Source organism: Faecalibacterium taiwanense (genome assembly GCF_036632915.2).
In the GTDB taxonomy this organism is placed as follows: Bacteria; Bacillota; Clostridia; order Oscillospirales; family Ruminococcaceae; genus Faecalibacterium; species Faecalibacterium taiwanense.
The window spans coordinates 1,184,169-1,206,564 of record NZ_CP155552.1 but is presented as its reverse complement, the minus strand read 5'-3'; the positions used below and the strand labels follow the sequence as shown (position 1 = coordinate 1,206,564).

Sequence of the window (22,396 nt, the reverse complement as noted above, 5' to 3'; positions counted from 1 at the left end):
GCGGTTATTCGCAACTAACTCCGCAAAAAGTATACTGCGCTCCGGCAAAAAGGTCAAGGGCTTTGCGGTATAGAGGATGCAGATCGTTTCCTGCATCGAAAAATTCACCCCTGCAAACTTTCCGGTTTCTACTTGACAACGCCCTGTGGGAGTGCTATTTTTACTTCGCGAATTTGTTTTACCTAACCATCTGAGGGGTTTTCCCCTGTATTTTTTGCGCCAATTGTTAGACAAAGCTAACTATTTTTTCAAAACTGAGATAGAGGTGTGTTACCATGAGATTGAAAAAAGTATTTGCAGGTGCACTTGCGGCCGCTATGCTGGTATGCGCTGTGGCAGTCCCGGCCTTCGCTGCGGAAGAGGTGGAACAGGAAAACTGCCTGACCTCCAGCTATGTCCAGATGAACATCCCCTACGCCGACTTCTACAAGGCCGCCGGTGTGGACAACGCATCTGAGATCGACGCTGTGACCAGCGCCACCAGGAACAAGACCCGTGCAGGCAACCTTGCCGCCGGTTCCTACCACGTCAACGCGGACGGCTCCGACATCACCGGCGTTTCCTTCCCGGTCAAGGTGCTGACCCCGTGGGCGCTGAAGAATGCAAAGCAGGTCACCGATGCCGACAGCTACGACATTACCGTTACCCTGAAGGGCAAGGAATCCACCACCACCTACACCGGCGCAGATGCCTTGTTTGAGAACGAGAGCTACGCTTACTACAATCTCAGTGAGACCCCTGCCTACTACATCACCGCATGGTATAACCTGCTGAGCGGCAAGTGGGAGTTTGGCAAGGTCCACGCCACCGAGACCACCGTAGAGGGCACCACTGTGGAGCTGAATACCAACGGTCACCATGCCACCTACGAGATGAAAATCTCCGGCTTTGATCTGGACTACAAGGCCAACAAGGTCTACGGCGTAGTTCTGACCACCGCCGATGGCAGTGAGTACGGCCTGCATCATGTGACCAACATCTGGCATGGTACCAAGCTGGGCTTCAATGCCGATGATCCTTACTTTGCATCCATCATCGGCAAAACGATTACTCAGATCACCTTCTACGCCGCCGACGGCGTGTATGTCCTGCCGGTCAATGTGGCGCTGTGAATACACGGGAAACTGCCTAATTTATTGTAAAATATAACACAAAACGGCAAGGTCGCTTGGCATCAGGCGGCCTTGCTTTTCCGTGTCAGGAGGAGTGGGAATGAACAAAAAACGATGCCATACACTGCTGCCGCTGGTGCAGCTTTTCCCGACGGTGGCGGCAGCGGCAGCTGTACTTTTTGCCCTGCCCCGCACCGTTCCGGTGCTGGCCGCCGTGCCGGAAAAGCTGACAACCGTGGTGGAGCAGCCTGTGGAAGCCGCTTCCTCCGAAGCGGAGGAAGAAACCCTGCCCAAGCTGCCCTATGCCGACGGCGTTTACGTCGGCTCTTCCCGGGGCTACGGCGGTGCCGTCCGAGTACAGGTCACCATGGAAAACGGCAGCATCACGGAGGCGGAGATCTTGGACGCATCCCACGAGACCAAGCAGTTTCTGCGGCGTGCCAAGCGGCTTTTGACCACCGTGGTGGAGACTCAGAGCTGGGAGGTGGATGCCGTTTCCGAGGCCACCTATACCAGCCGGGGCATTCTGGGCGCAGTGCAGAACGCCCTGACCGGCGAGGTGGTCAACAATCCCCTGCCGCCCCAGCCAAAGCCCGCTGCAACGCTTGTGGTGGAGGAATTTACGGCTCCCTCCATCTACTTGGACGGCATCTACACTGCCGAAGCCATGGGCTTTGAGGGGCAGATCACAGTGCAGGTCACGGTGGCAGAGGATAAAATTACCGATATCACGATCCTGAGCGCCGAGGACGAGGAGGAATATCTCTCCCGGGCAAAACAGGTCATCCCCGCCATTCTGGAGGGACAAAGCCCCAACGTGGATACTGTTTCCGGCGCCACCTACTCCTCCACCGGAATTCTGAACGCAGTCAAGCTGGCACTGGCAAAGGCCGCTGTTGCCCCGGCAGAGAAAACCGCTCCGGAGCAGACTGCATCGGAAGAGACGGCAGAGGGAACCGCACCGTCTGAAGCAGCAGAGCCCGGGGAAACGCCGGTCACCGCGCCCACCGTGGAGGTGGTGCAGCCGGAGGAAAAGAGCGCCGTTCCCGTGTGGCTCAAGGAAGTATGGCAGCAGCTTTTCCCGGCAGATGCACCGGCATCCTCTGAACCGGAACCGGCATCTTCTGAGGAAGTGCTGCCGACATCCGAGCCGGCACTGCCGCCGGAAGAGACCGGGATTGAATCTGAAACGGAAGGAGCAGCAGAATGAAATACAAAAATTTTCTCCTCCGGGCGGTGAACCTGCTGCTCATTTTGGGGGTACTGTGGCAATACCAGCAGGTGGCGCTGATTCGGGCGACAGCGGTAAGCCAGCGCAAGCAGGAAATTGCCGAAGTTGAAGCCTACAATGCTTCCGTTTTGCAGGCGCAGAGCGCAGCACAGGCAGAGCAGAGCGGCTACCGGGACGGCATCTATGAGGGCAGCGCCTATGGTTTTGGCGATGTCATTCAGGTGTCGGTGACTATCCAGAACGGAAAAATGACCGATATTGCGGTGCTGGATGCTTCCGGCGAGGATAAGCCCTACTATAAGCAGGCGCTGCCTTTGCTGGACGAGATGCTGGCAGTGCAGTCTGCTGAGGTGGATACCGTTTCCGGCGCTACCCTCACGGCAGAAGGACTTATCGGTGCGGTAGAGAACGCACTGGGAAAGGCGGCAGGATGATGGAAAAAACACAGGCAAAGCCTTTAACAGCGGCGCAGCAGCGTCAGCGGGACAAAAAGCGCCATACATGGCTGCGCACCGGGGTGCAGTTGTTCTTCTTTGTGTCCATGCCGGGCGCATTCGTGGCCGGGTTTTCCGGGGTAAAACAGATCTTTCTGCACATCGGTGCAGGCGAGGTGCTCTCTGTGGACAGCTTCACACTTTCCCTGCTGGGGCTGTGCGGCTTCACCCTGCTTTTCGACCGTTTTTTCTGTGGGTATGCCTGCGCCTTCGGCAGCTTGGGCGATGCCGTCTGGGCGCTTTCCGGGCTTATTCAAAAAAAGCTGTTCCACCGCAAAAAGCAGCTCCGTCTGCCGGAGCGAGCGGTGCTTTTGGGGCAGAAGGTCAAATATCTGCTGCTGGCAGGGCTGGTAGCACTGTATGTGACCCGGCAGGAAAAGATGCTGACCGGCGCAAGCCCGTGGGAGGTGTTTTCCTGCCTGACGGCCCTGCATCTGCCGCCGGAGGGCTTTGGTGTGGGCATCGGGCTGCTTGTGCTCATTTTGCTGGGTATGGCGGTGCAGCCCCAGTTCTTCTGTCAGTTCCTCTGCCCCATGGGAGCGGTGTTTGCCCTGCTGCCGGTGCTGCCATTTGCGCGGCTGCACCGGCAGAGCGACGGCTGCATCCCGGGCTGCAATGCCTGCAAGCAGCAGTGCCCGGTGTGCCTGAAGCTGGAGGAAAACAGCCTGCGCAGCGGGGAATGCATCGCCTGTGAAGCCTGCGTTGGCACCTGCCCCAAGCAGAACATCCACCGGTGGGATTTGGCCCTTTGCAAGCACCCGTGGCTGCCGGTGCTGGGCAAGGCGCTGCTCTTTTTCCTGCTGGGCTGCTGGCTGGGCTTTTGCCGATTCATCTGAACTAAAAAAGGAGGCTGCTGCGCAGTATTTGTGCAGCAGCCTCCTTTTGGCTGGGAGATCTATCATTTCGATACGCCGGAGCATCTGCGGACGCTCCGGCGTACCATTTTTACAGGGAAGACTTCTGCTCCAACAGGTCTGTCATGCTGCGCAGGCTGATGCCAAGGGTGGAAAGGTTATGCAGCATGGCGCTGGTGGCAGGGGAAAGGACATTTTCCCACTTCTCCGCTCTTATTCGGTAACAGCCCAGACCCGCGCAGGCAGACCAGTTGCACCTTCAATGCGGGGATAAGAAACGATGACCACCGCACCGGCAGGCTGAACTTTATCCAGATTTGCAAGCACCTCCACCTGCAGCTTGTCGTTGTCCAGAACATAGCGCTCGCAGGCAAGGTCGCCCTTTTCCTCCGCCACCGCAGAGGAATCGGTATCCAGCGTTTCGTGGCCGTTGGCGGCGGCATTGCGCACCTTGTAGATATACTCCAATGCTTCCAGCGACCAGCCGGGGGCATTTTCTTTGCCCTCTGCGTCGATGCCGGACAGCGCATCCATATCCGGCCACTTCTTGTACCAGTCGCTGCGCAGAGCCACCAGCGCACCATCCGGGATAGGACCGTACTTTGCTTCATAGGCCTTGATGTCCTCCACCGTCACAGCATAGCGGGGGTCTTTCTTGGCCTGCTGGGAAATATCGATGACCACCAGCGGGAAAATCAGGTCGTTCACATCATACTTTTCGGACAGTGCTTTGCCCTTGATGAAGTGACCCGGGAAGTCGATATGGGTACCAAACTGTCCGGGGAATTTGAAAGTCTGGATCAGGCATTCCAGTTCCGGCTTGCCCCAGTCCCACACGGTCTTTGCCAGCTCCACAGAGCCTTCCGGGATGCCGGACCAGTAGGGGCTTTCGTTGTTCAGCGAGTGAGAAAGTTCCACCCAGCGATATTTTTTAGCATCCTTCAGTGCGTTCCACAGTTTATAATCAGCCATTGTCGGTTCTCCTTTTATTGTGACGATGTATGTTCGGGCACTTCTCCCAGACAACGGCATCTTCCTGTTTTTTCTCAGTCTGTCTGCCGGGAATTTGTCTGGGAGCAGCGCATTCGCCCGGGTAGTCTGTGCTGGGCATCTGCTGTATGTTTCATCTGTCTGCACTCCCTTCCTTGTGTTGGGGATAGTATAAACCCATTTTCGCACCATGTCAATAGGTTTATGCTATCAAAGACTTCCCCGGCAAACGACAGGTCAGCAAACCGTTCGCCCTTGCAATAACGTTTCGTCATCCCCTTTCCCTTTTATCGCAGCTCTTCCAGCAGGGCGGTGCAACCCTCCAGCACATCCTGCCATGGCAAACAAACAAGATCTTCTTCATCTTACTCTCCCAGCACCTCGCCCAGTGCCAGAACAGCGTTGCGGACGCACTCCGGGCACGGGCACAGCGGTGCGCCGTTCTCTATCCCCTTCAGATCCTTGCAGATGGTAGCACCGCACTTTTCCTGAAAGTTTTGCAGCAGTTCCTTAGAAATGCGGGGTGTGCCCTTGCCGTCGGTGACGATGCCCGCCACCATCACAGCGCCGATCAGTGCGCCGCAGGTGCTCTCCATGCAGCCCATGCCGGCGGCATAGCCTGCGCCCAGCTTCATCAGGGTGTCGGCATCCACCGGCAGCTTGTCCTCAAATGCCTTCATCACCGCCTGTGCACAGTTGCACTGTCCAGTAGCTTTCCATGCGGCAGCCTGTGCCGCCCGTTCTTCGATGTTCATTTTAAAGTCCTCTTTCTTTGATGAATCGTAGTTTATTCGACATTATCATAAAATTCCTGTAACACTGTTGCCAATTCCTCCGGAGATTCTATGTTTGCTTCATGACCCGCTTTCAAAAGTTCATGGAAGTGGGAATCACTCAAATAACTGGCAAGTTCCTTTGAGGCTTTTTTGTTTGCGTTGTCCTTTTCCCCACAAACGATCAATACCGGACAGGACACCTTACATAATGAATCCCTGAAATCCAATTCCGTCATCGTACCGCACAAGCTGATCACATCAGCTTTTTTGAAGCCAAATTGCTTGAACATTGTATTCGGCATAAAGCGAAACAGCATATTCTGGAACTTCAATAGCTTTTCAGGCATTTTATATTGTGCTGCAATTAACACCAGTGCCTTTACTTTATTCGGATGGTCTATCGCATAATTAAGTGCCAGAACAGCACCCAAGGAAAGCCCGCACAAGACGATTTCATCATTTTCCTTGTTGCACTCTTCTGAGAATGCAGTATACAACTCCTTATAGGTGGCCGCTTTTCCTTCCAGCATCTCTGCCAAGCTCAAGCTGGCGCTTCTATCCGAGACCTTCGTTTCTTTTATTACTCTGTCCCAACTGTTTGGTTTTTGTCCCAACCCATGTAAGTACAAAAACTTCATCTAATTTCCGCTCTCCTTCACACGTCCTGCTCCTTTTCCAGTGCTTCAAAGTGATACCGGGGCTTGCCTTTGCTCTTTTTGCCGTACTCGATGGCTTCTTTAGGGCAATAGCAGATGCAGGCCATGCAATGGGTGCAGTTTTTGCCCCAGACCGGCTTTCCGTTTTCCAGACGGATGTTGTTCAAGGGGCACAACTCCACGCATTTACCGCAGCCGATGCAGGCGTCCGTTGCCCGGAAGGCATCCGCTTTTACAAAGAAGCGATAGAACACCGGGTTCACCGGGCCGCTCATAAGGCGGTCGTAGAGGTTCTCTCTCGGCGGAGGAAATTCCCGCCCGGCCTTGAGCTGCGCCAGCACCTTCTGAAGTGCAGGCTCTGCCTGCTCCACGATGCTCCGGGCCTGCTCCTTCCGGGGTGCATTGAACATGGCAATATAGTTTTCCGGCATGATGATCTGAGCTGTGCCCATATACTGCAGCTGCTTTTGCGCTGCAAGCTGCCGGTTATAGCCTGCCGCATTGCCAATTTCGCTGCCACAATCCATCACAAACCAGATGCGCTCTGCCCCGGTCAGCGCGGTCTTGCCCAGCCACTCCGACACCACCCGGGGGATGCGCCATGCGTAGGTAGGCGTGACCAGCACCACGTCACGCCCGGTCTGCACCGGGGCGGTATTCCCTGCCTTGATGCAGGCGTTCAGGTCGTAAAGCGGCATCTCCAACCCTTCGGCAATACGCCGTGCCAGATACCGGCTGTTGCCGGTTCCCGTAAAATAAAGTACCATGGCTGCTCCCTCATTTTGTGTTATTCAGATGTCCGTCTGCCCGGCAAACTGGAACTTGTCGGGGCGAGGCCCCTCCATCTTGCTACGCAAGACTGTTCTGTCACTTAAAAGCCCCACTGGGGCTTTCATTGTTCTGCTTCGCTCCACAAACGCGAATGGTTTACTTCTTCGTCTTAGGCGCAATAAGCAACATGACTGTCACAAGAATATATAAACCATACAGTAACCAAGTAATGGTATTGTTCCAAGGAAAACTCATTTCTGGATGGTTCAATGCAAACACTATAAATGCAATAGCTATAATCAGCATTATTAAACCGAGAATCCTTGATATACGCTTTTTCATGCAAAGCACTTCCTTGTCAAACTGGAATTGTTAATCTTGAACTGGTCCTATAAAGCCAAATGCTATTGCATCAATAAAAAGCACGAACGCTATCACACAAACAATTAAAATAGTTGCAATGACTTTAATAACAAGTTGTTGATTTTGTCTTAAATTACTCTTACTAACAATCCTTAAGACAAAAATCAAAGCAACGAGGATGATAAAAGAAATAATATTATAAAGAACCACTGTTTTCATCTATGTGTCCTTCTTTTTTATATCAATTCCGAGTTGCCGCTTTCCGTATGCCATAGTCTCCGCACGCAAAAAGCCCTTTGCGGCAAGGTGTGTGCTTACACCTCACCCGCAAACTTCATGCCCCAGCTCATGCGGGTGTCGTACATCAGGCGGGTCAAGGCAAGGCTGTCCTGCGGGGTGTAGCGGTCGCTGCCGGTACGCCCCAGTTTGACGCAGCGGCTTGCTTCCCGGATCTCATACTCAAAGCCGTTGATGTCCACCGGGCAGCGGATGACCTCCGGCTCTTTGCCCTTCACTTCCAGCGTCATGGTCTCGGCGTGCTGGAAATCCGGCAGGAAAATACTGCCCTTGGTGCCAACGATGCGGGCGTTGCGCTCCAGCTCCTGCCCGATGGTCTGGACCGACTCCGCTTTGCAGCCGCCGGGGTAGGTCAGCGCAAGGCGGCTGTAATCGTCGGTGCCGTACTCGTTGATGTGCACCTCTTTGGTCTCCACCTTTTCCGGGTCCTGTCCGGTGAGGATGCGCAGAAAGCCCAGATTGTAGATGCCGATATCCAGCAGCGCACCGCCGCCCAGACCGGAATCAAACTTGCGATCCTTCCGGGCACCGGAGGCAACAAAGCCGTACTGACAGGTGATCTGCTTCAGCTCCCCGATGGTGCCAGCAGTAAGGATCTGGCGCAGGCGGTCGTACAGCGGCAGCAGCCAGATCCAGAACGCCTCCATGAGAAAGCGGTGCTTTTCCTCTGCCAGACGGTACAGCTCCCGTGCCTGCTCCGGGCTGATGGTAAAGGGTTTTTCGCACAAAACATGCTTGCCCTGCTCCAAGCAGAGCCTGCAGTTTTCGTAATGCAGGGTGTTGGGGGTGGCAACGTAGATAGCCTCCACCTCCGGGTCGGCGGCAAGGGCTTCGTAGGAGTCATAGCAGCGGGGAATGCCGTACTGCTGCGCAAACGCCTGTGCGCTTTCCAGATGCCGTGAGCCCACGGCAACAATCCGCTCCCCCTCTGCGCCCATCTGTTCCACCGTAGACGCAAACTTTTTGGCAATGGTGCCGGTCGCTAAAATTCCCCACTTCATAACGGTACCTCCCATTTTATGGCTTTGGGTCCAGTATACCATGATTTTCCCTTGTGGAAAAGCTTCCGAAAAACAAAAATGTCCCCGGAGGGCTTGTTCCAACTCTCCGGGGACAGATTCTATGCACCGGTATCATCCCTCTGGCTGCACGCCAAAACAGGCTCCTGCAAGCGTTTAACCACTGGCAGGAGCCTGTTTATTTCTTAAAGTTTCGTCATCCACAGACCATGCAGGTTGCAGTAAGCGTAGACCGCCACGGGCTTTTCGCCGCCCAGCTCAAACACCGCCTTGGGTGCCTGACCGGGGACGAGGTAGCGGAGCTGTCCGCCGTTTTCGGTCTCCACAAAGAGCCACTGGATGTGGTGCACATCCACCATGGGGTGCTCCACCGCACCCACCGTAACCGTGAGGGTGCTGCCGGAAAGCTCTGCCACCGGCAGATGCTTTTCGCCGCTGGCTTCCACGGTGTTAGGGAGCAGCTCCTTCATCTTTTCGCCGCAGCAGACCAGCGGAACGCCTGCGTTGTGGATGGTGGTGACCAGGTTGCCACAGTGCTCACAGATATAAAACTTTGCCTTCATATTAAAATCCTCCATCGGAATGTTGTTGGTGTTTCCTGTGACTATATGATAACATTTCCTAGTTAAATTTTCTGTGACCGGGTCACGCAAGCAGTCCAGTGCTGTGGAAATGCCCCTCAGCTTCCCATGGCAATAAGCACCAGCACGACCACCACCGCAATGGCGATGAGGCAGCCGCAGCCGCTTCCGTCTCCACCACTGCCGCCACCATTGTTGTGGCCGCCGCCACCGCCGCCGGACGAGCCACCGAAGTTGCGGTTGAAGGCTGTCATGTACTGGGCATAGCCCGTGTCACCTTTGCCGAAATAGCCGTAATCATCGTTTGCCATTGTATTTTCCTCCATCCGAAGTGTGTTTTGCTTCTTCTGAGGTTATTTTATCGAAAGAACTGTCCCATAAATATCTCTTTCAACATTTCTTGTCATCTCATTCTTCCCCGATGCCCAGATACACATCAATGTCCATGATACCCTCCCCGCTGACCTCCACAAGATCTTCAAAGGGCACCACGGTGTCGCCCACCTGCAAGGTGCGGAACACCGGGTCGATGCGGTCTGCTTTTCCGGTCAGGGTGATGTAGTTGCCCACTGCGGGAACCTCCGGGTGAGCGGTATCCTCCTTGAAGTACCGCACCGTGATGGTCATGCCCTTGGTGACCTGCATCAGCCGATCGGACAGAGCGGACATTTCTTCCTCGGTCAAAATGCGCTTGGTCACCCGCTCGGTGCGCTGCTTTTCTGCGGCAAGCTGCTCGTCATAGCCCCGCAGCGGAGAGAAGGGCGAGAAGATCTTGGCACGGTTCTGAAGGGTCATGCGGGGGTGCTTGCGGAGGGATTCTTCGGTCTTGGGGCGTTCCATCTCTAGGATATCCCCGTACTTTTGGGCGGTCTCCCGCCCGATTTTGCTATTTTTGTAGTTTTCCATCTGAACCTCCCGCCGAATCTCCTGCACTGTGCCCGCCGATTTGTGCGTTGCGCTGTCGCATGGTGGCACCCTCTTCGTAGCTGCTGGCTTTCAACACGGCGTTTTTGCCGTACTTGTTCTTGATGCCCAGCATGGCTTGCTGGAGTTTTTTCTCCTTTTCCAGCTTCTTGGTGTCGGTGAAAAAGTCCACCTGATAGAAGCCCTCGTCCGGCGTGACCTTGTTGGCATTGATGGTGATGCGCCGCACCGTCAGCGCCGGGTCGGTGATGCGCTCAAACAGCTTTGCACTTTCGTTGATGAGGGTGCTGCCCAGATTGGTGGGCGCATCAAATCGAACGGTGCCGTGAGCTGCCTTGGGGATGGTTCTGCCGTAGCGGTCGGTCTGGGTCAGACCACGATAACCGCCCTTGTCCACGTTCTCCCGGTCGTAGCCGATCTCCAAGGTGATGGATTCCGTCACCAGCTTCTTTTCGGTGAGCCGGAACATCAAGATTTCTGCCATTTCCCGGACAATGAGTTTTGCTTTATCATACGGATAAGGAGTGGAAAGCACCTGTCCCTCGCTGATGCTGTTGGTGCTGGGCTTGTAACTTTTGATCTGCTCCATACCGCAGGGTTCATAGCCCCATGCGTGGTCGATGAGGATTTCCGCATCCACGCCGAAAATCTCGTACAGGCGATCCTCTCCGTGGATGGAAAACCGTGCCAAGTCCCCCATGGTGTAGATGCCGTGGGCTTCCAGCCGTTTGACGGTACCAGGGCCGGTCATCCAGAAATCCGTCAGTGGTCTGTGGTTCCACAGCAGATACCGGTAGGACTGCTCGTCCAGCTCTGCAATGCGGACACCATCCTTGTCCGCCGGGATATGCTTTGCCACAATATCCATGGCCAGCTTTGCAAGGTAGAGGTTGGTGCCGATGCCTGCCGTTGCGGTGATGCCAGTGTTGTACAGCACCTCCCGCACCATGGTCATGGCAAGCTCGTGGGCGCTCATGTGGTAATAGGGCAGATAGCCCGTCACATCAATGAAAACCTCGTCAATGGAGTAGGGGTAGATATCCGCCGGGGACACATATTTGAGGTAGGTCTTGTAGATTTGGGTGGACACATTCAGATACCGCTGCATCCGGGGCGGCGCAACGATGTAGCTCAGCCCCAGCGCCGGGTCTGCGTTCAGGGCATTGGCATCAAAAGAGGTGCTGGCAAAGTGGTATTTTCCATCCTCTCCCCGGACCGCCTTTTTCTGCCGGATGGCAGTTTGCAGCCGCTGAGCGTTGACCTCTTTCACCCGCTGAACGGCTTCAAACAGCCGTGCTCTGCCGGGTATCTTGTAAGCTTTCAGGGAGGGCGACACCGCAAGGCAAATGGTCTTTTCGGTGCGGGAGGCATCTGCCACCACCAGATTGGTGGTCAGAGGGTCCAGATGGCGGTCTACGCACTCCACCGAGGCATAGAAACTTTTCAGGTCGATTGCCAGATAGGTGCGCTGCGCTGCCATGATTCAGCCCTCCTTTGCAAAAGTAACAACCATTTATCTTATTATAATAAATCTTTACGCTGTTTTCAAGATGGAATGGCCATTTTATCCGTGATATAGACAACAAAAAAGAGTGGCAGCATTTCAAGCTGAAACGCTGTCACTCTGTAGGAACTGCGTAATGACTGACGATTATCCTTCTACTTTGACCGTAGCACGATCGCTCTTTGCGTTTCCATCCGCATCCAGCGTGATATGCACAAAATGTTCCGGCTTATCATAATCCTTTGTCTCGCCGTCATCGGTATAGTATTCATAGGATGCACCATCGGGAGCATAGGCAAGCAGGCGCAGATCTGCAAAATCCACATCGGCAACGCTCTGGATCTTTTTGCCGTCCTTGGCAAGGGGCAGAAGGTGCCCCTTGCGCATAAAGAACACCACTTCGTCCAGCTCCACCGGAATGTAATGATGGCCTGCTGGCAGCACGCTGGTTTCCATGCGGTTGCTTTCGCTGCACTTTACCCGCACTTGCAGCATCTCCTCCGGCAGATAAACATACCGACCTCGGGCATTTTGCTCATATACCGGGGCGATCAACAGGCTTTCACCGATCATCACCTCATCCTCTACCCGGCGGGCAAAGTCATCCTCCGGGAAGGCGAAAGCCAACGGCATACAGTACATGCCGTCGTGCAGGGCAGCTTTCATGTACTCGCTGTAAATGTAGGGCAGCAGCAGGTAGCGCAGTTGTAAAATACCAGCAAAGGCAGCCTTGTTCTTAAAGCGGTAGGGTTCCTGCCGGCGGGTGCCGTCGGCAGAGTGGTTCCGCAGCAGCGGAGAGAAGATGCCCATGCCGTACCAGCGCAGCACCAGATCCTCTGTAGTATTGCTGCCAAAGCCGCCAATGTCGGGGCCTTCGTACAGGAAGCCGCACATATTCAGGGAGGGCATCATGTGCAGCGCAAGCAGAATGTGGCTCCACCAAGAATGGTTGTCGCCGGTCCAGATGCCGCCATACCGGTGCATCCCGATGCAGGCAGAACGGGAGTATATCAAAATGCGCTTGTCCGGCTCCAGCCGCTCGAAAGCCTCACCTGCCGCACGGGTCATGTTATAACCAAAAAGATTATGTACCTTGTCGTGCCGCATACGCCCCTGTTTGGTGTTGTGGTAGAACAGCTTATAATCGTTTTCGTTGTTGGAAAGCTCTGCCACCATGCCGGTAAAAGCACCAAAGCTGGAAATATCCAGGTTTTGCTTGCTGTATTTCTCAATTTGAGCAAAGGTCTTTTTCAGTCTTTCTTCTGCGTAGAAGATAGCAGGCTCGTTCATATCATTCCAGAAGCCCTCGATCCCCTGATCCAGCAGAACCTTATATTGACTGCCAAACCAAGCACGGGCTTCCGGGTTGAGCATATCGGGGAAGTGTACCCGTCCCGGCCACACACCGGCTACAAAGGGGGTGCCATCCTGATTCGTGCAGAAGTAGCCGTTTTTCACGCCTTCCTCATACACATCATATCCATCTTCGACCTTGACTGCTGCATCGATGATGGGGACAAGATGGATGCCCTGCGCTTTCATCTCGGCGGCAAAGTCTGCAAAACGCGGGAAGCGCTGCGCATCCACCGTAAAGTCCTTGTAATGCTCCATGTAATCGATATCCAGAACCACAGCGTCCAGCGGCATATGATTGGCACGGTAATTTGCCACCACCTCGCGGACCTCGTCCTCGTTCATGTAGCTCCAGCGGCTCTGGGCGTTGCCAAAAGCCCATTTGGGCGGAATATAACTGCGCCCCACCAACTGGCGGAACTGGTGCACAATATCGGTCAGGCTCTCGCCCTCAATGATGTAGAGATCGTAATTTTCCTCGGCCACCGTGATGCGTAAGGTATCCAGGTCGGTGTAGCCGCAGTCAAAGGTCACCTTGCCCGGGTAGTCGATAAAAACGCCAAATGTATCCTTGCCGGACACGATCATAAAATTATAAGCACCGTACAGCGAGGATTTGCCCTCGGTATGGTTGCCGTCATCGGAGCATTTGCTTTCGTACACCCACCCGCGCTTGTTGATACCACGGACGTTTTCGCCAAGACCATACAGGACATCCTGCGGTTCCATGGCATAGGAGAAACCATCCGGCTCCTTGGTCAGATAGGGTATCGTTTCCATCATGGGCAAAAAAGAACCCACTACACTTTCGGTATCAAACGGTTGCCCGTATTGCTTTTTGTAAATCATAGCAAAACACCTCTCCTTTGTTTTTTGAATCGCATGCTGATCCTGTCGAGATAAAAATTTTCTTTAAATCCAAACGATGCAAAATCATCTCGCCCGATGCACCGCGAAACGAAACACCACCATTATGATAGATCGTCTCCCGCATGGCCTGAAACGCATTTTTCCCAGCCTTACCGTATCGGAAGTGTAGATTTCATCTGTAAGCCTTCTATCAAATTTCATTTTCATCCTCGTAGGGTTTTGATTCTGCCGCGCACTTCAATTCTGGTATGTCTTTTATGGTCAACTGGCATACTGATTTTTGATCAAGCTTGTACAGCATAGCTAGTATAGTATACTTGCGCAGCATTTCGATTTCAAGCGCTAATTGGCATTGGCTGTGTAAAAAAGAGAGGCCAATCTGCGTAAAAATTTGCGCAAGTTGATCCCTGTGCTTTTCCACAATCCGGCTATCCGTATAGACAGTCATCTTGCGATGCGGTATACTCGAACCAGATCAACATTTTCAGGAGGAAAATCATGGCGGGAGAAAACAACAAGGTCGTTATTGTTACCGGAGGAAGCTCCGGCATCGGACGGTGCACGGCATCTGCTCTGAAGGAGAACGGCTGCATCGTCTATGAGTTCAGCCGCAGAAATATCCCTATGGAGGGTGTTACCCATCTGTCTGTCGATGTGACCGATGAAGATGCGGTCAACGCCGCTGTGCAGCAGGTCATCCAAAAAGAGACCAAAATTGATGCAGTGATCAACTGTGCAGGCTTTGGCATTTCCGGTGCGGTGGAGTTTACGTCCATGGAGCAAGCCAAAGCGCAGTTTGATGTGAACTTTTTCGGGACAGTCACTGTAAATAAAGCAGTTCTCCCCTTCATGCGCCATCAAGGGAAGGGGCATATTGTGAACATCAGCTCTGTTGCTGCCGTAGCGCACATTCCGTTCCAGACCTTCTACTCTGCAAGCAAAGCCGCCGTTTCTTCTTACTCTTACGCTCTGGCAAACGAAGTCAAGCCCTACGGCATCCATGTTACCGTCGTAGAACTGGGTGACATCTGCACCGGGTTTACAAAAGCACGTCAAAAAAGCATTCTCGGCGATGATGAATACGGTGGACGCATCTCCCGGAGCGTCAGCCAGATGGAGCACGACGAGCAAAACGGCATGGACCCGGCACGCATTGGACGGTACATCGCCGGTATTGTGGAGAAAAAGGACCCGGCAGTCGTTTATGTTGCCGGTGCACAGTATAAATTCCTGAGCCTTTTGTGCAAGCTCCTGCCTGCCGCAGCACGCGGAAAGATCGTGGGGAAAATATATGGGTAACAGGCGCATTGCTCCGCAAAGCTGCCATATCCGTATTTTGTGGACAACGAAGCAGCGTTGTTCTCCTCGGAGTCCGGAAAAAAGGCAAGCCCTCCTTCATAAATTACAGTAACCGTTTATGATACTATGGGGAGGGGTCGGCATGTTTTTATCTCTTCTGCAATTTTTTGCCACAAAGCTTCTGGTTCTGGCGCTTCATCTGGAAAGCGGCAGCTTTCCGCGGCCCCTCTCTGCCCGGGAGGAAACCGAAGCCTTTTCCGCACTGCATGCCGGTGACCCTGCCGCACGGGAAAAACTGATCCGGCACAATCTGCGTCTGGTGGCACACATCGTAAAAAAATACTACGCCCTGCCCGGCGATCAGGACGACCTTATTTCCATCGGCACCATCGGCCTGATGAAAGCAGTGGATACTTTCGACTCTGACCGTCGGGCACGCTTTTCCACCTACGCCAGCCGGTGCATTGAAAATGCTATCCTCTCCCCAGCGCACTTTCAGATGGAAAAGAGAACCCACTCATTTTTCAAAGCAGCGCAAATGCGTCAAAATGGGTTTTCTGGGCTCAGGAAAGCGGTCACCTTTTTCTACTTCAAAAGGTATCATGTGAGGGTTGTGGTCTAACCCCTCTATACATCTTGCAGGTAACTTTGGCAGGCCCCCGCACTACCGTAGAGGCGCAGGCGTTCTACCGTATGTACCATTCTTACGCCGGCATCCCGGACCCCTGGGACCGTCTGCGTTGGTGCCGCTATGGTCTTGACCTGCTGCAAAAGAGGTTGCTGCCATGGTGGGCATGGAGGAATGGCTCTATCGGGATCTGGAAAGCGGCGCATTTCACCGCAGCTTCACGCCCGAACTTGCGGACAAGCTCGCCGCCCTTTACGGCATCCCGGTGGAGGATATTCTGGACGACTACACCCTGTTTCTGCACCGGGGCGGAGGAGCCTTCCTCCGCAGATACCGGGAGGCAAAAGGCTGGAACCGTCAGCAACTTGCCGACCACGCAAAGGTCAGCCGGACAAGCATCCGCTGCTGGGAGAGTGGACAAAAGACCATCAGTCAGAAGTGCTTTTGCCATCTGGTGGAAAACCTTGGTTCCGATTTTCCATCTATGCTTCGCATGTGAGGTATGGTAATTTTTCTCCGGTCAAACGAAAAAGCTCGTCTGCAAGCCACGATATGTGGCAGCGCAGACGGGCTTTCGTTATGGAATCATTCTGTTTCAATTATTCTGATATTTGCTCTGACTTACATGGCGTTCCGTAAAACACGCAGTCGTTCTTCAAACGTTGCTTTCCATGCCGGATGCTCGGAGAATACGGTGTGCTCCACCTGACGGACTTGGTTCAGTCCGATGTTCCGCACCGCTTCCACTGCAGCATCTTTTTGGCTCAGATGGCGTTTTCCCACGGTCAGACAGTTTGCGCCTTCTGGCGTGTCGTACTGCTGAAACGCCCGGTTGAAGTCCATCAGGTCATGCAGACGGATGGGCTGATTGGTTTCGTTGTCTACCAGCAGACCCCAATTTTCCCAATGACGGTCAGTATTGCCCACCAGATAATCCAGAATGTTCATCATATAGTAGCCGGGAGCATCCAGCTCTAAGATCTTATCCAGCGTATTCCAATCACGGTTCGTGCAGTAGACGTCATAGGCTGCATAGGTCACAAGACTGTATCGCTGAGATGTCATGATTTTGCTGATAGAAACCGGCTCATTTTCAAACATTCCCTGCTCATACAGTATCTGATGGCAGTCAAAGCACCGGCAGATTTTGCTTGCCAGCACTTCACGTTCCACCGCATCCCTGCCGCCATCCTTGTAAAGATAGAATCCATCCTCTTTGCGCACCCATGCTTTGGGGTACAAGCCGCCCGTAGACAGGTCATTTGCCAGAAGATGGGCGTTTGTCACCGTCATTTGGTGCCCCCGCAGCGCAATATCCACAAGCGCATTGCTTAAGGAGTGTGCAAAAAGGTTGATATCCTCGAATCGAATCTTCTCGTTTTCTTCTTTCACCCAGAACACATCCAGCAAAGACAGACAATGGTAGGATAATGCGATTTGTGCTCGTTCCCTGTCCGTAACACTCTGAGATGCACCGATACTGTTCAGGATTTCCTTGGCGTAAGTGCGATCCAACGTCAGCATCCGGGAGGCGCACCAATAGTAAAAGTTCGTTACATTATTGATGCGCTCGTCAAAATCATCCGATTCCACCAGAACCAGATCATAGGGCATGAAATCCTCGAGGCAGATCTTGCATTCCCCTGTCGTGCTGAGTTGTGCCACACAGCTTTCCCGGTGCATGATCTCGTAAAACATGATTTTCATCCCTCCCTGCGTTCTGTGTCTTGCTCTGTATTTATATTACCTTCTTTTTTCACGGGACGCAAGAGCTTTTACTTTTCAAAAAGCTTTTTCTGCTGCTCCATCAGGACGGTTTCGATACGCTCTTTCAGCAAAAAGCGAAACTGTTTTGAGTGTTATGCAATGCCATAGGATACCATATTGGCTGCCAGCAATCAACAGCTTTGTTGTGTCAGCCGCATTTCAAAAGACTTATGTAGCACAAAAGCCCCACGCTCAACACTGCCTCTGAATCTGACCGTCTCTGGTGAGAGCAGAAAAGCATATGTTGAGCGTGGGGCTTTGTTTATCGGCTCGGCTGCCAGCCGGGCTTTTGGTGTTCCTTGGGTTTGTAAGTTCCTTTGGTAGTATCGATCACCGCCTGCAGCAATTCGAGCTTCTGCCATGTGGGGCAGTTCAGACGGTCGATTTTTTCGATCACATAGTTGGCGTGGGCGGTTGCGACCCGTTTTCCGAGTTCGTCCCATCCCTCTTTCGTTTTGGGGTAATGTACCACCACTTCAATGGGGGCACTCTTTCGCATGGCTCACTCACCTCCGGTTACATCGCTATCACCTCATTTTTACGGGTTACTGGTTGTCCGCTATTCGCTGCGGTTTCCGCTCAGAACGTTCAGAGCCAGACTGACCAGCAAAGCCATATCAATGCGGAGCATTTCAGCCTTGCTGGCATAGCCCATAAAGCGTTCGATGCGGGATTTATCGATTGTGAAGATCTGCTCCAGAAGAATCATGGACGGTTCTTCAAAGGCCGGGTTGGAATCCACCAGCACATGGGTGGGCTGGTTTTTCTTCTTTTCCGTCCGGGTGGTAACAGTTGCAACGATCAATGTAGGCGAATGACGGTTTCCAATGTTGTTCTGCAGAACTACCACAGGGCGTTTCCCGCCCTGTTCCGAGCCGATATGCGGCTCCATGTCTGCATAGTAGATGTCCCCTCTGAGATATCTCCAATTGTTCGGTAACATAAAAATCCCCGTGGAATGAAACGCCCTCATAGCCAAGAAGATTTACGAATCCTCTCAACTATGAGGGCATTGTTTTTATTCGTGCGGTTCCATGGTCAGATTATGCTGCAAAATTCAAGTGAGTCACTTTTTCTTTACCATTGAGCTTCTGATAACATCCAAAATGGTCTGATCCGCCGGGAGCCACGGAACGGAATCAAACTCCTCCTTCGTCAGCCACCGTGCAGCTTCCGCTTCTTTCAGAACAAGATCGCCGGAAACCACTTCACACCAGAAGCAGTCCATGGAAAGATGAAACGCCGGATAATCGTACTCGAGTGTACCAATTAAATCCCCCACAGTAATTTCCGTGTCCAGTTCTTCTTCGATTTCCCGCTTCAGAGCCTGCTGCGGGGTTTCGCCCGGCTCGATTTTGCCGCCCGGAAACTCCCACTGGCCTTTATAGTCGCCATAACCGCGGGCAGTGGCGTAGATTTTGCGTTTTGCCTGCATGGAGTCGCAGATCACAGCGGCCACAACACGAATCGTTTTCATAACGTTCCCCTTTTGGATTCATTATAATGGCCGACCGTCAGAAGTACCACCGACACGATAGAACACCCTGTTTCCTGCTTTTCTTGCAGTAAGCAGCCCCATCTCATGGAATTTCATCACAAACGTCCGAATGGTTGCATACGCAGCGTTTCGGAAATCCTTTTCCAGCTGCTTTGTGGTAAACTCCTCTGCACCATAAGCAGACAGGACATACTCCCAGAGCAGCCGTTCTTTTTCTGTGATTTTTCCTCCCGCAAGAGCAGTTTGATATACCTCAAGATCAGTTTTCGGCGGGACTGCATCCACCTGCAGGCGGTTATAGACCTCATTGCAGAAGTAGAACAGAAAGGGAGTCACATCCGTATAGCCGGAAATCAGAGCATTTCTCTCCACGCGTTCGTAGGCTTTGTAATATGCGCCCTTATTTTCAGCGATGTATCGGGAAAACGGCGTGAACAGTGCCGCAGGATAGCCCTGCTGAACAAGATACCAGAGGTGGAATAGCCGTACAGTGCGTCCATTCCCGTCAAAATAGGGGTGGTAGTACGCAAAGGCAAAGTGCAGAATGGCAGCCTTATGCAGCTCATTGATGCCGTCATTGGCATTCGCAAAATCGACAAGACATTTCATGGCACCGGGAAGCCGCTCTGCCGGAAGTCCCGGTCTGGGTTCTTCACCGCCTACAATAAAAACCTCGCCATGCCGATAAAAGTGGTTTGGCAGTAATCGATCTTCATCCGGGAGATAATCCCCTGTGCTGATCTGATATAGGTAATGCAGATTCTCCTCGGTGATCCTATTCTGACGATTCGCGATAAACTCCAGTCCGCGCTTCATACCATAGATGCGGGCTTCTTGTTCATCACGAGGGGCATAACCATCGAGGATATAACGGATACTGCTGCGGGTCGAGCGGATACTTTCAATTTGAAAAGTAGCATAAATTTCCTCGGTCATCGCCGACAAACCGAAGTTTTGTCCACTGACAGGGACAGAGAGCAACTGCTTCATACCATTTGTTGAAATTTGCGCGAGGTTCGGCAGGTAAAACAGCTTATTTCCAGAAAAATCAGTCAACGGCAGAGGCTGCGCAAAGTTTTGCCGCAGCAATTCGGCAAATTCTTTGACGCTGACAGTCGAGTACTTGTATTCCATCCGATTGAGTTCAAACAAATGCTTATCTGAAAGCATTTTGGCAAACTGTGCCCCATCCATTCTGTCCACCTCGCAATTGATACTTATTGATACTATATAGTATCAATATACCAATTCTTTATAAAAAAGTCAACCGAAACAGGCCGAACCAACTTTTTTCCATACTCTCCGTCAAAATTCCCGCGGCACAGCCACGAATCACATCTCCATCGGCTTATTCCCCACTTCGTCCAGATACGCATTCAAAAATTCCGCTGCAAGGCTGTTGGGACGGATGTTTTCTCTGGCTTCCTGTGGGGTGAACCACTTGCAGCGGTCCACTTCGTGGTTGATATGCAACGCCTTTGCGGTTCTGACGAAAGCCGTAAAGTTGCACATCAGCGTGTTAGACGGCTCAAAAAACTTGGTACGGTTGAATCGGAGGTGCTCTACTTCCAACCCGGTTTCTTCCCGGACCTCCCGCACCACGGCGTGTTCTTCTGCCTCACCGCGGTTCACATATCCAGCCACCAGAATATAAGAGGGCTTGCCGTACTGCTGGATGAGCAGAATTTTCCCGGTTTCCTCATCCACAACAATCATGCTGACTGCCACATTGTACATCGGGAACCGGTATTGCTGGCATTTCGGGCAATAAGGCACAATGCCCTCTTCTTCCAGTTCTTTTTCAATCAATGCCGTACCGCATTCAAAGCAATGCTTCTGAATCATTTTTACACTCCAAACACTGTTTTCGTCAGCCGGATACCTGCTGCCGTCTTCATCGTATGTTCCATAAAGGTTCGGATTGCCTGCTGGTCGTACCCGCTTTCGGACGCATTGACGATATAATCTGCCTCAATCAGAATCTGATAGTCAATGCCGTCGATCTGCGCCGGACTATGGTGGTGCCCTACCAGATAGGCCACCCGGTCGATCTGTTCTGCCGTCATGCCGGTATCCGCCAAAAACTCCCGCACCAGCGGGGCACCCTCCTGCTCCTGATATTTACCATTGGTGTTGCCGTACTTTTTGCGGCAGAGCGGGCAGGCGATATCGTGGGTGATGGCCGCCACCTCCAGAATAAACTGCGTGTCTGCGTCCAGCCCCTCCAGCTCACCAATGGTTTTGGCATAGGTCCACACGCAGCTCAGGTGCGTGATGTCATGGATATTCCCTTCGGAAAAGGCGATCATCTTTTCCATGATCTGTGCAATGGTCATCATTTGTTTTCACTCCCGTTTTTAATACTTAAATGTTCACCTTGATAAACGCGAACTTATTCTTCAAATCTTTTATGACACTTTGGACATTCTTTAGGGATCGGCCTATAACCAACAAGCGAGCAACCGCAATAAGGACATTTCATCATGGTGAGATGATATACAATACCACCAACAACAACCATTGCACCGATTAGCAGGCATAGGTTTACTCTGTACTCCTTTGCCGTCATTGCTCCTATTACTGCGAGCAATATTCCTATCATCAAAATGATCCAAGAAATGGCAGCCTGCTTTTGTGGGCTATTGTTTTTCATATAATCACACTCCTCTACAAATTCCGATTCATAAAATCCCCGTCAGCGCCACTGCAACCAGAAGGGACGGCAGCAGGTTTGCCACCTTGATGGTTCTTGGCCATACCAGATTGATGCCCACACAAAAAATCAGAATATTTCCTACCAGCGAGAGATTGTTCAGCACAGCGTCCGTCATAAAGCCGGACAGCACTACCGCAAGAGCCGTCATGGCACCTTGCAACACTGCCACCGGAATAAATGAAAACACGCAGCCCTTGCCCATGGAGGACGCCATGATGAGCACAATGATAAAGTCCAGAATCGCTTTTGCTACCAGCGTGGAATGGTCGCCGTAGATGCCATCCTGAATGGAGCCGATGACGGCCATGGCCCCGATGCTCACCGTCAGGGATGCCGACACGAAGCCGTTGACGAACTGGTTGTCGCCGTCACTGCCAGTCTTGTGTTTGAGCCACTCGCCAAAGCGTTCAAACTGTGCATCCAGATCAATAAGTTCACCCAGCAGCGCACCCAACGCCAGCGATAGAATCATGACCATAGAGCCACCGGTGCTCAAAGTTCCGTCTGGCCTAACCGTCAGTATCTTGGAGAGCGTTCCCGCCGCTCCCAGAAACACCACGGAAAAGCCCGTGGCTTTGATGATTGTATCCTGATAGCGCTCTTTCAGAAAGCGTTTGAACAGAATACCCAGCACACCGCCTATCACAATGGCCAGCGCATTGATGATCGTTCCCAATCCCCGCATTTTCGTTT

Annotated in this window: 27 protein-coding genes; 7 read left to right on the top strand and 20 right to left on the bottom strand. The window is 52.7% G+C overall.

The features are described 5' to 3' along the window. The first annotated feature begins 275 nt into the window (after window positions 1-275). The 4 genes from PXT33_RS06155 (at window position 276) to PXT33_RS06140 (ending at window position 3,673) form a co-directional block, all read left to right on the top strand. Window positions 276-1,112: a hypothetical protein gene (locus PXT33_RS06155; protein WP_332376115.1), complete on the top strand. Its 837-nt coding sequence runs from the start codon at window positions 276-278 to the stop codon at window positions 1,110-1,112. 100 nt (window positions 1,113-1,212) lie between these two features. Then, complete coding sequence (locus PXT33_RS06150) at window positions 1,213-2,322, top strand: FMN-binding protein (RefSeq protein ID WP_332376114.1); 1,110 nt, start codon at window positions 1,213-1,215, stop codon at window positions 2,320-2,322. Next, entirely contained in the window at window positions 2,319-2,777 is a 459-nt protein-coding gene (locus PXT33_RS06145) for an FMN-binding protein (protein WP_120080711.1), read from the top strand. Before PXT33_RS06150 ends, PXT33_RS06145 begins: the two co-directional genes overlap by 4 nt. After that, window positions 2,774-3,673, top strand: coding sequence for a 4Fe-4S binding protein (locus PXT33_RS06140; protein ID WP_332376113.1), 900 nt, complete (start codon window positions 2,774-2,776; stop codon window positions 3,671-3,673). Before PXT33_RS06145 ends, PXT33_RS06140 begins: the two co-directional genes overlap by 4 nt. A gap of 231 nt (window positions 3,674-3,904) precedes the next feature. Here PXT33_RS06140 and PXT33_RS06135 read toward each other — a convergent pair whose 3' ends face one another. The 11 genes from PXT33_RS06135 to PXT33_RS06085 all read right to left on the bottom strand — a co-directional run bounded on the left by PXT33_RS06135 (window position 3,905) and on the right by PXT33_RS06085 (window position 13,774). Continuing rightward, window positions 3,905-4,663, bottom strand: a complete 759-nt coding sequence (locus PXT33_RS06135) for a cyclase family protein (RefSeq protein ID WP_332376112.1) — start codon at window positions 4,661-4,663, stop codon at window positions 3,905-3,907. A gap of 383 nt (window positions 4,664-5,046) precedes the next feature. Then, window positions 5,047-5,436, bottom strand: coding sequence for a C-GCAxxG-C-C family protein (locus PXT33_RS06130; protein ID WP_005939676.1), 390 nt, complete (start codon window positions 5,434-5,436; stop codon window positions 5,047-5,049). Window positions 5,437-5,468: 32 nt separating this feature from the next. Beyond that, a complete protein-coding gene (locus tag PXT33_RS06125) occupies window positions 5,469-6,095 on the bottom strand; it encodes an alpha/beta hydrolase (protein WP_332376111.1) in 627 nt (208 codons plus the stop codon). Between the two features lie 17 nt (window positions 6,096-6,112). Further along, window positions 6,113-6,880 carry an EFR1 family ferrodoxin gene (locus tag PXT33_RS06120; protein WP_347070527.1) on the bottom strand — a complete coding sequence of 256 codons (768 nt, stop codon included), beginning with the start codon at window positions 6,878-6,880 and terminating at the stop codon, window positions 6,113-6,115. A gap of 376 nt (window positions 6,881-7,256) precedes the next feature. After that, window positions 7,257-7,466 carry a hypothetical protein gene (locus PXT33_RS06115; protein ID WP_097770695.1) on the bottom strand — a complete coding sequence of 70 codons (210 nt, stop codon included), beginning with the start codon at window positions 7,464-7,466 and terminating at the stop codon, window positions 7,257-7,259. A 95-nt stretch (window positions 7,467-7,561) separates the two neighbouring features. Further along, window positions 7,562-8,545 (bottom strand): Gfo/Idh/MocA family oxidoreductase, encoded by a 984-nt coding sequence (locus PXT33_RS06110; protein ID WP_332376108.1) that lies wholly within the window; start codon window positions 8,543-8,545, stop codon window positions 7,562-7,564. A 203-nt stretch (window positions 8,546-8,748) separates the two neighbouring features. Next, window positions 8,749-9,126 carry a desulfoferrodoxin family protein gene (locus PXT33_RS06105; protein WP_120080725.1) on the bottom strand — a complete coding sequence of 126 codons (378 nt, stop codon included), beginning with the start codon at window positions 9,124-9,126 and terminating at the stop codon, window positions 8,749-8,751. A gap of 116 nt (window positions 9,127-9,242) precedes the next feature. Next, window positions 9,243-9,455 carry an HFLK protein gene (locus PXT33_RS06100; protein WP_120080727.1) on the bottom strand — a complete coding sequence of 71 codons (213 nt, stop codon included), beginning with the start codon at window positions 9,453-9,455 and terminating at the stop codon, window positions 9,243-9,245. Between the two features lie 97 nt (window positions 9,456-9,552). Continuing rightward, on the bottom strand, window positions 9,553-10,050 hold the full coding sequence (locus PXT33_RS06095; protein WP_120080729.1) for a hypothetical protein: 498 nt from the start codon (window positions 10,048-10,050) through the stop codon (window positions 9,553-9,555). Beyond that, entirely contained in the window at window positions 10,031-11,548 is a 1,518-nt protein-coding gene (locus PXT33_RS06090) for a DNA methylase (RefSeq protein ID WP_120080731.1), read from the bottom strand. Before PXT33_RS06090 ends, PXT33_RS06095 begins: the two co-directional genes overlap by 20 nt. 171 nt (window positions 11,549-11,719) lie before the next feature. After that, window positions 11,720-13,774 carry a TIM-barrel domain-containing protein gene (locus tag PXT33_RS06085; protein WP_332376107.1) on the bottom strand — a complete coding sequence of 685 codons (2,055 nt, stop codon included), beginning with the start codon at window positions 13,772-13,774 and terminating at the stop codon, window positions 11,720-11,722. A gap of 519 nt (window positions 13,775-14,293) precedes the next feature. On the opposite strand from PXT33_RS06085, the gene PXT33_RS06080 reads away from it, so the two are divergent. The 3 genes from PXT33_RS06080 to PXT33_RS06070 all read left to right on the top strand — a co-directional run bounded on the left by PXT33_RS06080 (window position 14,294) and on the right by PXT33_RS06070 (window position 16,221). Next, entirely contained in the window at window positions 14,294-15,094 is an 801-nt protein-coding gene (locus PXT33_RS06080) for an SDR family oxidoreductase (RefSeq protein WP_097774724.1), read from the top strand. Between the two features lie 142 nt (window positions 15,095-15,236). After that, complete coding sequence (locus PXT33_RS06075; protein ID WP_332376104.1) at window positions 15,237-15,716, top strand: sigma-70 family RNA polymerase sigma factor; 480 nt, start codon at window positions 15,237-15,239, stop codon at window positions 15,714-15,716. A gap of 163 nt (window positions 15,717-15,879) precedes the next feature. Then, on the top strand, window positions 15,880-16,221 hold the full coding sequence (locus PXT33_RS06070) for a helix-turn-helix transcriptional regulator (protein ID WP_347070526.1): 342 nt from the start codon (window positions 15,880-15,882) through the stop codon (window positions 16,219-16,221). A 122-nt stretch (window positions 16,222-16,343) separates the two neighbouring features. Here the strand turns inward: PXT33_RS06070 and PXT33_RS06065 are convergent, their stop codons facing one another. The 9 genes from PXT33_RS06065 to PXT33_RS06025 form a co-directional block, all read right to left on the bottom strand. After that, on the bottom strand, window positions 16,344-17,420 hold the full coding sequence (locus tag PXT33_RS06065; protein WP_345786146.1) for a hypothetical protein: 1,077 nt from the start codon (window positions 17,418-17,420) through the stop codon (window positions 16,344-16,346). A 331-nt stretch (window positions 17,421-17,751) separates the two neighbouring features. Then, on the bottom strand, window positions 17,752-17,988 hold the full coding sequence (locus tag PXT33_RS06060; protein ID WP_005922522.1) for a hypothetical protein: 237 nt from the start codon (window positions 17,986-17,988) through the stop codon (window positions 17,752-17,754). A gap of 60 nt (window positions 17,989-18,048) precedes the next feature. Next, the gene (locus PXT33_RS06055) at window positions 18,049-18,432 is read right to left on the bottom strand and encodes a type II toxin-antitoxin system PemK/MazF family toxin (RefSeq protein WP_097785024.1); all 384 of its coding nucleotides are present in this window, start codon (window positions 18,430-18,432) and stop codon (window positions 18,049-18,051) included. 123 nt (window positions 18,433-18,555) lie between these two features. After that, window positions 18,556-18,966, bottom strand: coding sequence for a (deoxy)nucleoside triphosphate pyrophosphohydrolase (locus PXT33_RS06050; protein ID WP_207698316.1), 411 nt, complete (start codon window positions 18,964-18,966; stop codon window positions 18,556-18,558). Window positions 18,967-18,987: 21 nt separating this feature from the next. Beyond that, window positions 18,988-20,181: a Fic family protein gene (locus tag PXT33_RS06045; RefSeq protein WP_207698317.1), complete on the bottom strand. Its 1,194-nt coding sequence runs from the start codon at window positions 20,179-20,181 to the stop codon at window positions 18,988-18,990. A gap of 138 nt (window positions 20,182-20,319) precedes the next feature. After that, window positions 20,320-20,832, bottom strand: a complete 513-nt coding sequence (locus tag PXT33_RS06040; protein WP_005922551.1) for an NAD(+) diphosphatase — start codon at window positions 20,830-20,832, stop codon at window positions 20,320-20,322. 2 nt (window positions 20,833-20,834) lie between these two features. Then, window positions 20,835-21,326, bottom strand: coding sequence for an HD domain-containing protein (locus PXT33_RS06035; protein WP_005922554.1), 492 nt, complete (start codon window positions 21,324-21,326; stop codon window positions 20,835-20,837). 53 nt (window positions 21,327-21,379) lie between these two features. Next, window positions 21,380-21,640, bottom strand: coding sequence for a hypothetical protein (locus PXT33_RS06030; RefSeq protein ID WP_097782054.1), 261 nt, complete (start codon window positions 21,638-21,640; stop codon window positions 21,380-21,382). A gap of 28 nt (window positions 21,641-21,668) precedes the next feature. After that, window positions 21,669-22,388 (bottom strand): DUF554 domain-containing protein, encoded by a 720-nt coding sequence (locus tag PXT33_RS06025; RefSeq protein WP_097774715.1) that lies wholly within the window; start codon window positions 22,386-22,388, stop codon window positions 21,669-21,671. Between the last annotated feature and the right edge of the window lie 8 nt (window positions 22,389-22,396).

Bases quoted from the DNA above. Each gene is read 5' to 3' on its own strand.
- PXT33_RS06105 (WP_120080725.1), bottom strand. From the start codon at position 9,126: ATGAAGGCAAAGTTTTATATCTGTGAGCACTGTGGCAACCTGGTCACC.
- PXT33_RS06080 (WP_097774724.1), top strand. From the start codon at position 14,294: ATGGCGGGAGAAAACAACAAGGTCGTTATTGTTACCGGAGGAAGCTCC.
- PXT33_RS06110 (WP_332376108.1), bottom strand. From the start codon at position 8,545: ATGAAGTGGGGAATTTTAGCGACCGGCACCATTGCCAAAAAGTTTGCG.
- PXT33_RS06035 (WP_005922554.1), bottom strand. From the start codon at position 21,326: ATGATGACCATTGCACAGATCATGGAAAAGATGATCGCCTTTTCCGAA.
- PXT33_RS06115 (WP_097770695.1), bottom strand. From the start codon at position 7,466: ATGAAAACAGTGGTTCTTTATAATATTATTTCTTTTATCATCCTCGTT.
- PXT33_RS06120 (WP_347070527.1), bottom strand. From the start codon at position 6,880: ATGGTACTTTATTTTACGGGAACCGGCAACAGCCGGTATCTGGCACGG.
- PXT33_RS06070 (WP_347070526.1), top strand. From the start codon at position 15,880: ATGGTGGGCATGGAGGAATGGCTCTATCGGGATCTGGAAAGCGGCGCA.
- PXT33_RS06075 (WP_332376104.1), top strand. From the start codon at position 15,237: ATGTTTTTATCTCTTCTGCAATTTTTTGCCACAAAGCTTCTGGTTCTG.
- PXT33_RS06065 (WP_345786146.1), bottom strand. From the start codon at position 17,420: ATGTTTTACGAGATCATGCACCGGGAAAGCTGTGTGGCACAACTCAGC.
- PXT33_RS06090 (WP_120080731.1), bottom strand. From the start codon at position 11,548: ATGGCAGCGCAGCGCACCTATCTGGCAATCGACCTGAAAAGTTTCTAT.
- PXT33_RS06140 (WP_332376113.1), top strand. From the start codon at position 2,774: ATGATGGAAAAAACACAGGCAAAGCCTTTAACAGCGGCGCAGCAGCGT.
- PXT33_RS06055 (WP_097785024.1), bottom strand. From the start codon at position 18,432: ATGTTACCGAACAATTGGAGATATCTCAGAGGGGACATCTACTATGCA.
- PXT33_RS06130 (WP_005939676.1), bottom strand. From the start codon at position 5,436: ATGAACATCGAAGAACGGGCGGCACAGGCTGCCGCATGGAAAGCTACT.
- PXT33_RS06135 (WP_332376112.1), bottom strand. From the start codon at position 4,663: ATGGCTGATTATAAACTGTGGAACGCACTGAAGGATGCTAAAAAATAT.
- PXT33_RS06045 (WP_207698317.1), bottom strand. From the start codon at position 20,181: ATGGATGGGGCACAGTTTGCCAAAATGCTTTCAGATAAGCATTTGTTT.
- PXT33_RS06100 (WP_120080727.1), bottom strand. From the start codon at position 9,455: ATGGCAAACGATGATTACGGCTATTTCGGCAAAGGTGACACGGGCTAT.
- PXT33_RS06060 (WP_005922522.1), bottom strand. From the start codon at position 17,988: ATGCGAAAGAGTGCCCCCATTGAAGTGGTGGTACATTACCCCAAAACG.
- PXT33_RS06150 (WP_332376114.1), top strand. From the start codon at position 1,213: ATGAACAAAAAACGATGCCATACACTGCTGCCGCTGGTGCAGCTTTTC.
- PXT33_RS06025 (WP_097774715.1), bottom strand. From the start codon at position 22,388: ATGCGGGGATTGGGAACGATCATCAATGCGCTGGCCATTGTGATAGGC.
- PXT33_RS06050 (WP_207698316.1), bottom strand. From the start codon at position 18,966: ATGAAAACGATTCGTGTTGTGGCCGCTGTGATCTGCGACTCCATGCAG.
- PXT33_RS06125 (WP_332376111.1), bottom strand. From the start codon at position 6,095: ATGAAGTTTTTGTACTTACATGGGTTGGGACAAAAACCAAACAGTTGG.
- PXT33_RS06095 (WP_120080729.1), bottom strand. From the start codon at position 10,050: ATGGAAAACTACAAAAATAGCAAAATCGGGCGGGAGACCGCCCAAAAG.
- PXT33_RS06155 (WP_332376115.1), top strand. From the start codon at position 276: ATGAGATTGAAAAAAGTATTTGCAGGTGCACTTGCGGCCGCTATGCTG.
- PXT33_RS06030 (WP_097782054.1), bottom strand. From the start codon at position 21,640: ATGAAAAACAATAGCCCACAAAAGCAGGCTGCCATTTCTTGGATCATT.
- PXT33_RS06040 (WP_005922551.1), bottom strand. From the start codon at position 20,832: ATGATTCAGAAGCATTGCTTTGAATGCGGTACGGCATTGATTGAAAAA.
- PXT33_RS06085 (WP_332376107.1), bottom strand. From the start codon at position 13,774: ATGATTTACAAAAAGCAATACGGGCAACCGTTTGATACCGAAAGTGTA.
- PXT33_RS06145 (WP_120080711.1), top strand. From the start codon at position 2,319: ATGAAATACAAAAATTTTCTCCTCCGGGCGGTGAACCTGCTGCTCATT.